General features: G+C 43.9%; 10 protein-coding genes. 2 read left to right on the plus strand and 8 right to left on the minus strand.

Translation table 11 applies throughout. The features are described 5' to 3' along the window. Nucleotides 1-10: 10 nt before the first annotated feature. From CKK33_RS02000 to CKK33_RS02025, 6 genes are all read right to left on the minus strand, one after another. Complete coding sequence (locus CKK33_RS02000) at nt 11-1135, minus strand: TlpA disulfide reductase family protein (protein ID WP_095702498.1); 1125 nt, start codon at nt 1133-1135, stop codon at nt 11-13. After that, complete coding sequence (locus CKK33_RS02005) at nt 1132-1635, minus strand: TlpA disulfide reductase family protein (protein WP_158223379.1); 504 nt, start codon at nt 1633-1635, stop codon at nt 1132-1134. The genes CKK33_RS02000 and CKK33_RS02005 overlap by 4 nt, the downstream gene beginning before the upstream one ends. Nucleotides 1636-1668: 33 nt before the next feature. After that, entirely contained in the window at nt 1669-2709 is a 1041-nt protein-coding gene (locus tag CKK33_RS02010; protein ID WP_095702500.1) for a DUF1735 domain-containing protein, read from the minus strand. Continuing rightward, nucleotides 2706-4118 carry a RagB/SusD family nutrient uptake outer membrane protein gene (locus CKK33_RS02015; protein WP_095702501.1) on the minus strand — a complete coding sequence of 471 codons (1413 nt, stop codon included), beginning with the start codon at nt 4116-4118 and terminating at the stop codon, nt 2706-2708. Before CKK33_RS02015 ends, CKK33_RS02010 begins: the two co-directional genes overlap by 4 nt. Before the next feature lie 2 nt (nt 4119-4120). Beyond that, complete coding sequence (locus tag CKK33_RS02020) at nt 4121-8281, minus strand: SusC/RagA family TonB-linked outer membrane protein (RefSeq protein ID WP_095702502.1); 4161 nt, start codon at nt 8279-8281, stop codon at nt 4121-4123. Between the two features lie 224 nt (nt 8282-8505). After that, on the minus strand, nt 8506-9594 hold the full coding sequence (locus tag CKK33_RS02025) for a FecR family protein (protein ID WP_158223380.1): 1089 nt from the start codon (nt 9592-9594) through the stop codon (nt 8506-8508). 294 nt (nt 9595-9888) lie between these two features. On the opposite strand from CKK33_RS02025, the gene CKK33_RS02030 reads away from it, so the two are divergent. Then, nucleotides 9889-10470 carry an RNA polymerase sigma factor gene (locus CKK33_RS02030; protein WP_095702504.1) on the plus strand — a complete coding sequence of 194 codons (582 nt, stop codon included), beginning with the start codon at nt 9889-9891 and terminating at the stop codon, nt 10468-10470. 37 nt (nt 10471-10507) lie between these two features. Continuing rightward, the gene (locus CKK33_RS02035) at nt 10508-10738 is read left to right on the plus strand and encodes an AraC family transcriptional regulator (RefSeq protein WP_198952432.1); all 231 of its coding nucleotides are present in this window, start codon (nt 10508-10510) and stop codon (nt 10736-10738) included. 445 nt (nt 10739-11183) lie between these two features. On the opposite strand, the gene CKK33_RS02040 is transcribed toward CKK33_RS02035, so the two are convergent. After that, nucleotides 11184-12608: a hypothetical protein gene (locus CKK33_RS02040; RefSeq protein ID WP_095702505.1), complete on the minus strand. Its 1425-nt coding sequence runs from the start codon at nt 12606-12608 to the stop codon at nt 11184-11186. 11 nt (nt 12609-12619) lie between these two features. Beyond that, nucleotides 12620-15445 carry a TonB-dependent receptor gene (locus CKK33_RS02045; RefSeq protein WP_158223381.1) on the minus strand — a complete coding sequence of 942 codons (2826 nt, stop codon included), beginning with the start codon at nt 15443-15445 and terminating at the stop codon, nt 12620-12622. Nucleotides 15446-15547: the final 102 nt, after the last annotated feature.

The raw sequence follows: 15547 nt of genomic DNA on the forward strand, positions 1-15547 counted from the left end.
GTGGGATCTGTTATTTTAAAATTTCTGATAGTTTTTTTTCCAATTCCTCTCCCCTCAAATTGGTTGCTATGATCTTACCGGTTGGGTCAATCAGAAAATTTGCAGGTATACCTTCCACGCTATACAATTTGGCTACGAAACCGATTTGTTCCGGGACGCCAACAACATTTGTCCAGGTATACTTATCTTCCGTGACTGCTTTCTTCCAGGCATCCATATCCTGATCCAGCGAAAAGCTGAGAATGGTAAAATTCTTCTTGCTATAGTCAGCGTAGTTCTTGACTAAATTCGGGCTTTCTCTGCGACACGGGCCACACCAGCTTGCCCAAAAATCCAGCAATACATATTTGCCTTTGAAATCAGACAAATGCAATTCTTTTCCAATGACGTTCTGAGCGGCAAAATCCGGGGCGACCTTGCCAACACCGACTTTAACGGCGTCTTCCATTGAAATTTGATACATTTCTCCCGGCGGCGTTTTTCTGACAGAATCGGTAAGGCTTTCAAAAAGCGACCTGGCCAGTTGAATATTATCTGAGGGTTTAAAGTTAGCCCTGAGCACGTTTAATGCTACCATGGATTTTGGATGGGTATGAATAAATTTAGCCAGGCTCGTTTGCAGCAAAATATCCAGATTTAAATAATCCTGCTGCAACGAGTCAAGCGTCCGCTGATCTTTGATGTCCCGCGCTCGGGCACTGATCCCGGCTTGCAACTCTCGAAGATTTCCTACGGCATCAATATATTCCTGCTGATCTTTATTGAGCGGTGTTCCGCCAACCCTGGCATGTTTTAAAGAATCTTTGGAATCAATCGTGGTTATACCATTTTGAAGATATACGGCGACCTGATCCATGGATGGATGCGAATAGATATTCTGTCCATTCTGAGCCAGCAGCACAAATGCTTTCATGGGCATCGGTGCAGTTCCCTTAAGAACAAACTTTCCGTCCTTCACTACTGCGGAATCTTTATGGAATCCCTGATACTGGTAATACATGTAGGCTTTAGCAGGTTCTTTGATACCATGCAAAGTTCCCTGTATATGATAATTTACTTCCTTTTTTACTTGCTGAGCAAATGTGCTGACGGTTAAAGCGGATAACAGACACGTTGTTAAGATTTTTATTTTCATGATTTTTTAAATGTTAGATTTTGTAGCGTTTTAAGTGTGGCGGGATTGGATGGTCTTGTCATATCACGTACCTGAACTTTTCCGGCAGGGTCAATGAGGATAAAGCGGGGGATGCTGTTGATTTGGAGTTGATGCTCAAATAAAGTATCTGTGACACACCATTGCGTACCTTTCATTCCCACACCGGTCAGGGCACCTTTCCAGCGCCACGAGGTTTTGTCCAGTGAAATCCCGATCACCTTGATTTTAGTCGTATCCAGTTTGCCTGCCATAGCTTCCAAAAGCGGATATTCTTTTCTGCAGGGATAGCACCAGGAAGCCCATATGTCTAAATAGACATATTTCCCCTTGAACTCCCGCAGCGAGTGCTGGCGGTTCGCACTATCAATGAAGATGTGATCGGCGACAGCCAGTTGTTGCGAACTTGCAATACTTTGGGCTTTCAAAACTGAAGTACCGCATAAGGCCAGGATAAAAACGAGATAGGTTGTTGCTTTCATAAAAAAATAATTTGTGTTAGCCATCAATTAGGTTTATTGCAGAAAAAAACGGATGTAAGCGACAGATGAATCGGAAGCTGCCGGAGGCACCCCATACTTTGACGCTTTGTAGTGCTTTAGTTTCACCGCCATCAGGTAATACTGATATTGAACTAAACTGTCCCGGTTCGAAAATTTCAGAACCAGACTATCTTTGCTGACCCCTGCCCCACCAGGTATGGTAACCCGTGAATTGGCCAGTTGGTAACAATAGGATGGCAATGGTACAGAGAAAAAATACTGGGCTTGATTAATAGAATCTACCTGGCTGGCACTCAGTGTCATCGCTTCGGCGATGACGTCCTGTCCAGGAAGCGGCATGTTAAGTCCGACGCTCAATTTCAGGGAATCCGGATAATCAAAATATAGAAAATTAAACGCCCCGCCATCAAGTCTGCTGGTAGCAGCACCATTCAGAGCGGTAGCATTGTCAATGTAGGCGGTAAGCTTTGCAGCTTTTATACTAATCTTAAAATAATATAGATCCTGAGACAGTTTATTACCTTTCCTTGAAGTTAACCTGACCGGCACCAGGTAGACACTTGATGATTTTAAACCCTGACCGCTTCTCAGCATTATAAATAGGGAATCCTTTGAAACCGTCGCCCCTGCTGCGACCGGGAACCTCCCCTGATGGGCGATCATAAAGGCGTCTGCAGGAAAACCAGGATTCCGTTCGCCGTGCTGGGTATTGTATTCACTGATGGCCGAAGGATCGATCACCGCAAGTACCGTGTCCGCTTGCGGTGCTGGTTTACTCAAGGACACGCTCATGGCAGTATAACCCGATGTATGACTGTACGCACTGTCGTTCAGGAACACAAGACTGCCACTCTCCAGATAGGAAACCGTATTACCGCTTCCTGATAATTTCAGGAGCTGACCGTCAAGTTTACTATCCTTTACACAGGCCGTAAACAACAATGCAGGCATGATCGCAGCTATAGCCTTACAAAGCAATTCTGATGAAAGAGTTGAAACCGAAAACTTTTGTAACAGCGCTTTTAAGCAGTGGCTAAAATGGAAAAACTTCATCGCGGGTTTTGAACAATATTGGGGTTAGCAGCTAAAACTATTGGTGAAAAAGGGAACAGGTATCGGGCAGAACCGGCCGGCAGCGTGGCATAAACAGTACCGGACGAACTCATGCGCATTAAATCCGTTTTTAATATAGGTGATGTATTTAGTCGTTTGAGGTCAAAAAGACGCAGTCCGCCGTGAAAGCAAAGTTCACGTCTCCTCTCTCCCAGTACATAACTTAAAATGTTGGCTGCTGTATAATTTCTGGCTGTCAAAGCATCAGGAGGAATCCTGTTACTACGAAGGCGGTCAAGCAGTTTCCCTGCACCATCGGCATCGCCGCTTCGTGCCAAACACTCTGCTTTGATCAGTAGCACCTCCGGTACGGCAACACTGTTATCAAAAACTATTTGCTGCGCGTTGATCGGATTCTGCAGATAAGAACCGAAAGAGAACCTGCTCGTAGAAAATCTGGTACTGAACCTTTTATCCTGACTAAAAAAACCGCCTAAACTATCCAACAGGGAGTTGCCGATCGTGAAAGTGCTTTTATAAACAGTGTAAAAGCCCTCATCGGTACTGGTACGACCAAGTAAAACTTCCGGGTTGCCTACAAGATCCTGGAGTTGATTGGGAACATAGGCACGCGAATTCTGATCGAGCAAACTGCTTACAAGATTCAAGGATGAATCAGCGTATACCTGTGCTGCCTTGTAATCAGCCCTATAAAGATAAGCCCGTGCAAGGAGGGCAAATCCCGCCGCTTTTCCGGGATGAATAATGTCGATCCCTTTCGAGGGCAAACTGTTATTGGCTACGGCTGTTTTGAGATCAGATAAGATCAGCGTATAAACTGCCTCAACAGAAGATCTGGCGGGCAAAGCATAGGCGTCAGGAACGGTTACTAACGGAACACCCGGGTCAGATTTGGCGGTAGCGGGATCATAGGCCGCACCGTAGGTGTTGACCAGTTGTAAATAGTACCAGGCTCTGTTGATCAATGCCTGCGAGATGATATTATTTCTGACCTGTGTAGTGTTAGCGGCATCGGCAACAGCAGCGCCTATTCTGTTTAAAATAACGTTCATCTGCAATATCCTGGAATAGCTGTTAGTGTACATAAAGTCGATTTGTGCCGGATTCCAGATGGACTGCTCCCACTGATAGGTTCTGCGATAAAAGTTATCGCCCATCCCATACTGCAAATCGGAAAGCTGCATGTCGTCCGTCATGAGGTCAAGCGGAAAAAACTGTGTTCGTACCAGGGAATCGCTATTGAGCACTTCCTGGAAATCCTTGATCGTCGTGGGATTGACGGTTTGACTGGAAGGCGTGATCGCCAGAAACTTCTTGCATCCGCAGCAAAAACTGCACAGTCCTAACAGCAGTAGGATGATCAATGAACCGGTGTGTGTTTTATACATTGCTAAAATGAGACATTAATATTTAAAGAGTATTGTTTGGGAATTGGTAAACCGATCCGCCCGGCAGCGTCAACCGTAATGGGATCTACGTGATATGGATTCCTGGTCCAGACATATAGGTTCTGCGCAGTTAAGGCGATCGTACAGGCGCTCATTCCGATATGTTTAAGCATAGATGGGGGTAAATAGCAGCCGATCATCACTTCCTGTAACCTGACGTTATCGGCCGATACGATACTGTTTGTCCCGTTCTGTACCACAAATGCCCGGAAGCTGGTATTACTCGCATTATTGATATCGATACGCGGCACATCAGTATATCTTTCGTCACCGGGTTTCTGCCATCTATCGGTGATGAGGATGCTGTTCTCATTCGTATTGCTAGAAGGATAAGGAATATAAGTGCGCATTACGTGCCCCAGGTTGAATACTAAAGAGGTCCTGGCGAAAAGCGACTTGTAACGGATGTCATGTATGAAGCCGCCGGTCCAGGGTGCCCTTGTCTTCCCGCTGTAAACAACACTTTTGGCAATAGTGCTACTGTCCAGCTTTGCGGTCACCTGACCGTCTTTGTTGTATATCTGGGGATCTCCCTGGTTGTTAAGGCCTGCGGATCTTACACTCCATAAGCTGGATACGTCGTAACCGTTGCGGTACATCGTCGTATAATCTACCGAACCGTAAAATACCGGGTCGGGTACGTTTTTGGCGATGTTCAGATTATAGGCGCCGTTTAACGTCACCTCATAGCTGAACACCGGGGTTTTGATCACTCTTACTTTGAAAAAGGCCTCGACACCTTTGTTGGTAATCGTGCTGTAAGTCACCTTTGCATTGGTACCGGTCGTTGGATCAGTCAGCGTTGCTGTAAAGTTATTTAAGCCGGAAGTCTGACGCTGGTAGTACCTTAAATCGAAGCTATAGGCATCGTCGTTGAGCCCCATTCTGGTGTATATTTCAAAATTTTTATTGTTTGGCGGCAATAACGAAAAACTGTTATTTATGGCCTGGCTGAAAGATCCATTATTAGCCACATTGGTGCCCATCACCAGGCCAAGTCCCTGGTAAGGGCTGATCGTTTCGACCTTAAATCCGATGTTAAATAAGTTTATCGTCTTAGAATGAAAAAACTTCTCATGACCGATGTCATACTCTCCACCGCCATTGATGGTCTTCTGCCCTTCCGGAGATTTGGCATATTCACCTTGAAAGCGAAGCAATCCGTGTCTGAGTTGACCACTAAGGCCTGCACTGATATAATGGAGCACCGTTGTTGACAGGCTGCTGTTATCCAAAGCTGCCGCTGTCGTACTCAAATTGTTCAGATTACCCCGGTTAGTCTGTGTATTATAAGCCACATGAAAGGACAAGGTACTGTCGAGCATGCTGAAGGCGAGCCGTTGATACCAGTTCGTCGATGACTGACCTTTTTGCTGGGTAGGCTGCAGGCCGTTGACCCATATCGCATAGTTGTCCCAAAGCGTCTGTTGATACCTGATATTAGAATAGGCTGCCGGGAGGTCCGGCAGTTTAAACCTGTCAATCCCCGTTTTCAGTGTGATATTTTTAAACAGGCCGGCGATTTTTTTAAATAACAGCGCCTCGCCACTGATTCCCGATGTGGAAAGCACGGAATAGGAAGAACTTTGTCCGTACAATGGGGAAAACACCGTATTGTAATTACCGGCAACTGTAAAGCGGTCTGCGTAATGATAGGTCAACGCCGCATTACCATTCAAATTTCGGTTTCTTGTCGTATCTCCGTTAATAGGACGAAGCAGTGTAGACGGATATACGCTGCCTGCAAAACTATTATTCAGCAGCACGTTATAATTACTGATCGCAGCGTTAGGGTCGGGCGAAGGCAGATATATCGGAGTGATTGTCGAAGCAGTGGTATTATAGCCGTATATCGTCGAGCTGTTTGGACGCAGGCTGCTTGTACTGGATGCACCCGCACCGATAGCCAGATCAAGGCGATGTTTTTTATAGGTTTTTGAATATCCAAGACCCGAACGAATGTTCCATTGTTCGTCATGCCGGTTTCCGGGTTGCAGTACATCGCCCCACGGAACATAAAAATTCACCCCACTATCATGATACTCACCGTAGGTATTGACCAATTGACGGGCATAGCTTGATTGCTTTCCGTAAACGCTTGCCGTGGATCGTTGCTGCCCGTCGTAATAAAGGGATGTTGACCAGTTGAGTCCGGGTATGACATCCCAGCTGAAATTTAAGCTTGTCCGCTTCTGATCCAGCCTGGAAATATTTTTATTGGCCCGGGCATCTTCCAGCAAGTTGACGCCGTTATTCAAGTACCCTTTGGACCTGATAACAGAATCCGCATAGGGCGAGAAATTACCGCTGTAATCGTATACATATCTTCCTTTACTATCCAGTAAAAGCTGATAAGGTTCAGTCACTGAGCTTGGACTGAAACTAAAGCCAGTTCTGCTTAATCCATTGGTATAATTGATGAGCCAATTGATACGAAGCCGCTTATTAAGCAGATTGAAACTATTGTTTAGGTTCAAGGTGATCGTTTTATTATAACCGCCCAGATCATGTGACCGGTCAGTAAGGTAATTGGTCAAAAAGTTGAATTTATAGACGTTGGTACCTCCGCTGATATTGAAGGTCTGATTCTGACTGTAGCGGTCCTGCTGAAGCAGATTAAGCTGCTGCTGGTTATCGAGCCGGCTTAGCGAATCAAAACCTCGTGTATAAGCATCATTGGAGATCAAACCTAATCTTCTTCTTGCAAATAGCCTTTGAGCCGGCGTTACGTAATAAGTGAGGTCGGTGTAATTCGGGCTGAATACAGAGTCAATTGCCTTGACATAATTCAGGTAATCGGCAGTAGATGCCAATCGTAGCTTTTTGCGATCAAATTTAGATGCAGGTTCAAAATAAAAGTTTGCGCTGTAATTGACCTGCAATTGTCCTTTTCTGGCAGCCTTCGTTTTGATGATGATCAAACCATTATTGGCTCGAGAGCCCCATTTAACCAGTTCCCGCGGGTCCTTAACGACTTCAATAGTTTCTACATTTGTCATTGGATAATTGGCGGGAAAACCGTCCTGCGGAAATCCGTCAATCACCACCAGCATACCCGCGGTCGAACCGGCAAAACTGTTGGAGCCGCGAACCTGCGGCACCAGTGTACTCGTTGTTGTCGTTACGGTATTGATGTGAAAAAAATCGCTTATGTTTCTGGGAACATTCCGGCCACTTAAAAGCAAGTCGATGATCTGCTGCCCTCTTTCGCTGCCCTGATCCGCCAGGAATTCATCAACCGTCATTCTGATCACCCCCTGGTATGGCTGACCGTTAACAAATTGTTTGTAGACATCTACACTGGTTACCACCTTGGCACTGGAGGTATTTACTTGTAGGCTCAGTCCGGGTACGGTCCCCTGCAACACCTGCGCCAGACTCATATAACTGCGGTTCGTCAGGTCAACAAATTTATTAGGGTTGGTCTTAGCGTCGTTAGCAGAATGAATACTTACTTCGGAAAGAATAACTGTTTCTTCCTTCCCCTTCTTCATAATTACTTTAAGGTAGCTGGTATCGGTATAATTGACGGCTTGCTTAAGAAAACCAGAAGCCGAAAAAAAAATCATTCCGGTACTGTCGATTACCGGCAGACTGAATTTGCCGTTATCACCGCTGGTAATGTAGCTGTCAGCACCCTGAATTGATACTTTAACCCCTTTGAGCGGCAATTCATTCTCATCATAAACAACCCCGTGTATGCTGCCATGAAGGGAAAAGGCCGATGTTCCTCTTCTTGTTGTGTCTTGAACACCTTCTTTATCCATCTTCTTCACCGCAATGGTCTTGCCGAAAATCTGATAGGTGAATCCCCTTGAGGTCAGCAATTTTGAAAGCACCGTCCTTAATGGAATATTTTTAAAGTTTACGGATACAGTTACATCGTCGAGATCATTATTTTTAAGAAAAAAAACATAAGGTGTCTGCTCTTCAATGGACTTAAAAACCGATTTTATCGAAACCCTGTCTTGTTTTATCGTAATGTTTTGCCCTTTAGCAACTTGGGCAGCTGAAAGGACGGACAAAAATAACAGACACAAAATCAGAACCTTCAAATAACCAGCCCTCAGGAAAAACTGGTCATCGATAGCTGATCCGGTCATAGCGCAGCCCGCGCGGTGGTGTAAAATTTCTGTTCGCTTCCGTTTAAGGCAGCGACTCCTTGTAAAAATCATTAGTTTTGTTGTGTTTAGGGGGGCTTACAGAATCAAGTCAAATTCATCGTGCCCTGCCTCAATCATTACGCCGGAATGTGTTCCACCACATTCCGGTTTTTCTTTGAAGGACAAGGCGGGTGTTATAGAGTCAAAATTTCTTCATACGCGGCTTATTGAATGATTAAAACATATTTATTAAAGGCATTTCGGGAAACTTTGAGATTGATGCCACTGTAGTGCAACAACTCAATCAGTTGTCCGAGGCTGATGTCCTGCGGTATTTTACCGGTGAAACTGATCTGGCTGATTTTATCAGTACCTTCCACACTTAAACCATACCAGGCTCCTATCCTGCTGATGGTCTCGGTGGTATTTTCACCGTCAAATACAAAATAACCATCCTTCCAGCGGCTGATGGCGGCTGCATCTACGTTGGACACCGATAATTTGTTGTTTTTTAAAAAGGCTTGTTGGTTAGGTTTTATGACGACAGGATCAAAGTTCTTATCGACAGGTGTAATCCTCACCGATCCCTCCATTAGCGTTGTTTTAACAGAAGATTTACCAGTCATACTTACATTAAATTTAGTACCCAGTACGGTGATGGTCTGGTGGTCAGTTTTTACAAAAAACCGGGAATGCTGCTGCGTTTTCTGTACTTCAAAAAAGGCTTCCCCAAATAACTCCACATGTCGATCTCCGTTATCGAAAGCAATCGGAAAAACCAGTCTGGAACTGGAATTAACGGCTATGCGTGTGCCGTCAGTCAACTGAATCCGGCATTGAGACGAGGCAGGCGTCTGCAAGGATATCTGCTTAATTGACGCATTGCCAGGCTTTCCGGAAAGAATCAAAAGACCGGTACTGTCTTTCCTGATAAACATGCCGTTGCCAATAGCGATCGCCCGCCCCACCTTCATGGTGTTGGAAGCAAGCAAATGGCCGTTCGGCAGCGTGAGTTCTGTCTTTTCATTGACAGGTTTGATGCCATTCAGCGCAGTGGTATTGAGCGGAGTCTCCTTTAAGGAAAACAGGACAAAACCTATCGCTACCGCTAGTAAGGCGGCCACACCGATAATCGGATACAACTTTTTATAAATCGGATCCTGTTGCGCAAAACCCATCTCATTAAATAAACGTTTTCTTACCCTTAGACGTGACTTTTTGATGTTATCGGCAGAAAGGTCAGCATTATGGTCTCCAGATAATTGTTCATACCAATCATAAATTTCCTTGCGATCATTGGAAGTCTCTTCCAAGCGAAGATATTTAGAGAGTAAGGACAGAAGTTTATTATTTTTAGGCATTGAAATACAATTGCATGGGTGCTTATAACTACAAGTAGCAATTTCCGACCACAGCACCTATACGTATTGGGATTTTTTTTTAAATAATTTCCAAACACCCGCTTATTTAGTGATGATTAGTTGTTTATTTACCTAAATTTTATCCAGAACCATAAATTTTTTATCATACCCGTCAAATTTTCTGTATTTTCAAAAAAATAGTTTGTTAATTATAAGTTATTAATGTTATTCAGATGACGCCCCAACATGTATAAAGTAAATAGCGATGCTTATGAACGATTGTTGCCTTTAATCGCCGCTGGTGATCAGCATGCATTTTCCGAACTTTACGAGATATTCTATCCGACACTTTTGAGACATGTCATCCAGAAGGTCAATAGCCTTTCTGCCGCTGAAGACATTCTTCACGACCTTTTCCTGAGCATCTGGAAAACCCGCGAAAGAATTACGGAAATTGACTCCCTGCCCGCCTATCTTTTTACGTCATGCCGTTATCTCATTATTTCATCAATTAAAAAAAAACAGCTTGAATTTGTTCATGAAGAGAATTATGATGAACATCCCGATACTGAACGATCCATTGAAGAAAAATTGTATTACCGGTATCTCCTTGATATTGTAAATGAAGAAATTGAGCGCTTACCGGAAAAATGTAAAGAAGTATTTAAGTTGAGCAGAATTGAATGTAAAACGAATAAAGAAATTGCACTTCACTTGCACATTTCAGAGTCAACAGTTGAAAACCAAATTAACAAAGCTTTAAAAAGGCTGAAATTTATTACGAAAGACATCCTGATAATAATTGCCTTCATCAACATGATTAAATAGACAAGCCTGATCTGCTTCGGTACGGCGACATTGTTTATTGCCAGCTAGATGGTCGGTCATCACTTGCGCGGAGCAATTGCACCTTTCTCCAAACTATTATGGCGATATGGTCAAGAAGGAGATCGGCAAAACAGCTTCGGAATATATTCAGCTAAAAGTAATGGCTATTGCCAAAGAAAAAATACTGGACGTAAACCGGTCCATCAGTGAAATTGCTTACGACCTACCTGGGGTTCAGATACCCTGCCCATTTTACAAGGACGTTTAAAAAAAGTACAGGTATCACACCGCTCGAGTACAGATCGCTTAATCGAGGGCTGACTTAGGACTTCAAGTCTCTACTTTTGCATCGAGAAATTTTATAATAAACAAAATCAATCAGTTTTGTCATAACAGTCGCAAACTAGCAACATACTTTATGTTCATTTGTAAGGTTGGTTTTAATATTTAAGACCTACTTCCTCGGGCATCGACAACCAAACCTCATTGAACGCTTTGAATATTTTCAGCGTCCGCCTAAGTTGATATGGCTTAAGGTTATGTCAGTATATCAATTCTGATCAGTAGCGAGCAGATCTAATGGTCAGATTTATTTTGACTGATTGAAGACATATTTAAATGAAACTATCCTATTGCCATTTTTGCCGGAATAATGGTTCAGTTGATTTTAAGCTAAAAAGGTGACTTCACAGTCACCTTTTTAGCTTATTCGGTTAATGCTGGTTACCTGAACCATTTAACTGGTAACAGCCAAGATCTGCACCCGGTGGTGTGGGATCAGATAAACCATAAATTTTATTCAACGGTACCAAAATTAAAGGTTGTATGCCAGTATTTCCTTTTCCGATCAGCGGCGAATTGGCCTGCAGGCGGAAGTTGAAGTTACCCACTGCGCTATAATCGGCCAGGGCATGGCCTGAAGTCGGTAAAGGAAAGTTCAGGAACATCGGGTTATTAAGCCTTACCACATCGCTACCATCATAGATACTTCCGGGCTTGTAGGTAGCCGGCAGGTATTTAGCCGAGGTTGTAATCGAAGGGATGTCTGTTGCCTGTGGCTGAGTGATGTAACCGGTAGGATAAAATTGGTTGGCAACACTTACCGAGTCTGCATACTGAAAATTATTTCCGTAAGTAAGGTGTGCAACATCTGCTGCGGGGCTGCCTACTACACGGAAACCATATTTACAGTTAATGGCCACGTTATTATAAAATGCACCCGCAGCGCCTTCCTCAAAATTAATACATCCCCCCCTGCCGCTTTGAACCTGGCGGTAACCACCACTGATAAACGTATTATTATACATCACTACGTTAGTCTGCGGTGCGCCTGTGGCCTGGCCCTTGTTAGATGCTTTCTGTCCGTTGGTGGCGGTACCAATGAATAGATTGTAAGCCATTGTACCTGTTGTACCTCCCTTTACATTCAGGCAGTCGCCGCCATGAACACCATTCTTTTCAAATGTGTTACGGAAAATAGCGATTTTTCCGGCTGATATCCTGATTGGGTCATCCACTCCGCCATAAAGCCAGGAATCTTCCATCACAAAATTGCCTTTATAGTTAGCAAAAAGTATACTGTACTGGTTTCCTGCACCTGAACTTGCGATAGTTGATGTGGCGCTGCCTTCTGTATAACCGGCGTATTCAATATGTGTCCAACGTAAAACCATTAGGTTACAGTTTGGGCCGCCAATAATCCCTTTCCAGTGACCAGCATAAGCAGAGTCTGCCGATGCAGCAACACCGCCCGGCGCATCATTCTTAACCATACCAGGGGCTGTAATGTAATTGGGCTGATCTTTTGATCCATTACTCACCAGGGTACCGAGTACGATGATGCTACTGCGCGAGCCCATATTAATTCGTACCCCTGGTTGCAAAAATAAAGTGTCTGCAGGATTAATAACCAAGTCGCAACCGGCTCCTACGGTGTATGTTTTGCCTGATAACATGGTTCCCTTTACGGGAACTACAGAACTGCCGCCACCGCATGACAAAGGTTGTTTATCACTTACAGGATTTGCCGCAGGAGGCGTATAGGTATAAATATCGGTATGTTCACCTTTCCATTTCTGGCAGGAGGTAATAAAAAATGCAACAGTGATGCTGAGGATAAATGTCAAAAATCGTTTCATTTGATCGGAGATTAAAGTTTGTAGCGAAGTCCGCCAAGGAACAGGGTTTTATAATAGTCGCTTTGAACCAGCGTTTGGGAAGAGATGTCCTGTTTTCCTAAAAACTGCTGTAATTTAGCGTCGATGTTTCCGTGTGGATACTTTAAATATATTTTGCTGGCGGCATTAGTGATATTGTTGATCTTTCCGTAAAGCGATAGATGCTTCGCGATAACTTTTTCAAAAGAAAAGTCCAGTTGCCCGTAAGCATGCTGATAGAAATCCAGGTTGTAATAAGGCGAAACCTGTGCTAAACGCTCACCGGTGTAAACAAAAGCCAGTTGCGCATCAAGGCCAATTCCTGTGCTTTTATAGAGGATGGAAGCATTACCCACATGATCTGCCTGCCCTTGAAGCGGCCTTGTCTCATTTACATAGTTTTGCTGTAAACCCGCGGCCGGATCATTATAGTAGTTCAGTTTCGCCGTAGTGATACGTGAGTGCGTATAGGTATAGTTCAAAGAAAAACCTATGTTGCCAAAAAATTTAGTTGCCAACGCTTCCAAACCTAAATTCGTAGCAGCGCCGTCGTCATTCTGCGGTTTGATCACCTGGTTACTTGGTCCCCCGTCGCGAACAACAAAGTATTCGATAGGGTTATATATCTTTTTGTAAAATCCACCTAATAATACCTGGTCGGCACCACCCGGGAATAATTCATAGCGTAAATCATAGTTATCTGCGGTAATATGCTTCAAATACGGGTTACCCTCCAGGTCGAAGTACTCGCCGCTGACTTTGTAAGGCACCATTTCACCAAAACCCGGACGGCTGATTGATGCAAAATATGAAGCCCGGATATCCTGGTTGTTGCTCAGATCATATTTTAAGTGCAGGCTTGGTAATACATCGGTATACAACACGTGCCCGCTACGCTGCGTGACAGTCATAGGCGACTGGGTGGCGTAGCTCATAGCAGTATTTTCCACGCGCGCACCGCCAAGTACCTGTAATTTACTGAACAGGTGAAACTTGAATTGTATGTATTCGGCATTGTCGTTCTCGGTAATCGTGTAGTTATTGTTCAGATCCGGATTGTTACTGCCGATGCCATCGCTTGCGGTGTTGAAAGCGAAAGGAATTGCTCCGAAGTTATTATTGAATAACGTTGATTTACCACCCGTTAAACTATAAGTGATATAATCTGCATTACGGTTTTTATGCCTGTATAAACCACCAACAGAAAGTTCTACTATCTGCCCTGCTATTTTAGGCGTATAAATCAAATTGGCATAACCCGCCAGATCGCGGTCACGGTTATTTTCCCAGTGATGACTAAGTTTAGTATTGTTATCAACTTCAGCAATAATAGTTCCTGTACTATTCAGCGACCTGTTCGCATCATAGTCAAACTGGGTACGATCCGGCATATGACGAGTTGCGATAGAATAAACGCCGTTCCAGTTGAAATGCAGGTTACCGGCTAACTCATGTTCACCATGCAAAGTGCTGTTGTATATATTCTGTTGTATCAATTGACTACGGTTCTGCAGCGTTATCTGTTTACTTAGTGCTGTTGAATTAAGACCTAAACCTAAAGTATCTGACGTGATACGCGATTCGAATTCATTTTGGTGGATATATAAATTGTAGAGCGAAATTTTATTTTTACTGTCAATCAAATAATCTATCTTATTATGCAACCCGAAACGTTGTGTTTGCGTGGAATAAGTACGGTCATAAGCGTCTGAGAAAACCGGGGTATTTGGTGCAGGGGTTGCTGCAGGCTGAGCATTGGGCGTCAGCTCCTTGGAATTGGAGCCCCGGTAAATGTTCTGAAAGCTTCCGGATAATATTACGCCGAGTTTATGGTTAAGAAACCTGTCGCCGATGGTTAAACCCGCGGTGGTACTAAGAGGCGAGTTCAGGTTTTGCGCACTTGTTAGTGCCTTGTTATTGAAATCTGCATAAGTAGCAGCATAGCTATTTCCATTGACCATTGCAGGAGACTGCCTGTTAGGAGACGCGTTGAAGCTTACAAAGGGCCGGCTTTTTGAAAACAGCGTTGAGAGACCGCCGGAAACATTGGCGCTTAGAATAAAATGATCCGGTGCACTCTTCATCGCCAGATTCATTGCACCGCCAATGGCATCACCTTCCATACTTGGCGTTAATGCTTTAATCACATCAAGGCGCTCTAACATTTCAGAGGGAAAAATATCCATCGGTACAAAACGATAGGCATTATCAGGGCTTGGTATCTTTATCCCATTGACCAACGTAGTATTATAACGCTGATCCATACCGCGAATGATAGCATATCGTCCCTCACCATTTGAAGACCTTTGTATAGTTACCCCGCTTACCCTTTGCAATGCGTTGCCTACCGTAACATCAGGTAACAATTGGATGGTATTTGCCGAAAGCATATTAACCACGCTTGGCGCTACCTGCTCCAGGTGGCGTACGCTACGGTCAGACTCATGGTTTCCCTGCGTGCTAACAACCACTTCGCTCATCTGTGTGTTTGAAGATTGGAGAAAAAGATTTACCTGCTGCTCCGTTTTACCTTTTATTATAATTTCTTTAGGTTCCAGGTTCATGTATCCGGTAAAATGCGCACTAACCGTGTAGGAGCCCGAAGAAAGACTTTTAAAAATAAATGAACCATCGAGGCGGGTTGCAGCATAAGTCGTTGTGTTCTTATGCGTTAATATCACTGTTGCGCCTGCGAGTGTTTCACCCGTTTTTTGATCGAAAACCTTTCCACGGATTATCTGCGCAAGTGTAATTTGTGAAAACAGGGAAAGAAGAATAATCAAAGCCAACTGCCTGGATAACAGACACCAGTTTATCATCCGATAAAGAAAGTTTGTTAGGGGTTTCATCATAACTATTGAATTTAGCGCAAAGAAACCCGCTCAAAACTGGAGAAAATCTGAAATTTTAACTCATTGATG

The sequence above is a fragment of the Mucilaginibacter sp. MD40 genome (genome assembly GCF_002288635.1).
Lineage (GTDB): Bacteria > Bacteroidota > Bacteroidia > Sphingobacteriales > Sphingobacteriaceae > Mucilaginibacter.

Bases quoted from the DNA above. Each gene is read 5' to 3' on its own strand.
- CKK33_RS02040 (WP_095702505.1), bottom strand. From the start codon at position 12,608: ATGAAACGATTTTTGACATTTATCCTCAGCATCACTGTTGCATTTTTT.
- CKK33_RS02000 (WP_095702498.1), bottom strand. From the start codon at position 1,135: ATGAAAATAAAAATCTTAACAACGTGTCTGTTATCCGCTTTAACCGTC.
- CKK33_RS02045 (WP_158223381.1), bottom strand. From the start codon at position 15,445: ATGATAAACTGGTGTCTGTTATCCAGGCAGTTGGCTTTGATTATTCTT.
- CKK33_RS02020 (WP_095702502.1), bottom strand. From the start codon at position 8,281: ATGACCGGATCAGCTATCGATGACCAGTTTTTCCTGAGGGCTGGTTAT.
- CKK33_RS02015 (WP_095702501.1), bottom strand. From the start codon at position 4,118: ATGTATAAAACACACACCGGTTCATTGATCATCCTACTGCTGTTAGGA.
- CKK33_RS02005 (WP_158223379.1), bottom strand. From the start codon at position 1,635: ATGAAAGCAACAACCTATCTCGTTTTTATCCTGGCCTTATGCGGTACT.
- CKK33_RS02030 (WP_095702504.1), top strand. From the start codon at position 9,889: ATGTATAAAGTAAATAGCGATGCTTATGAACGATTGTTGCCTTTAATC.
- CKK33_RS02010 (WP_095702500.1), bottom strand. From the start codon at position 2,709: ATGAAGTTTTTCCATTTTAGCCACTGCTTAAAAGCGCTGTTACAAAAG.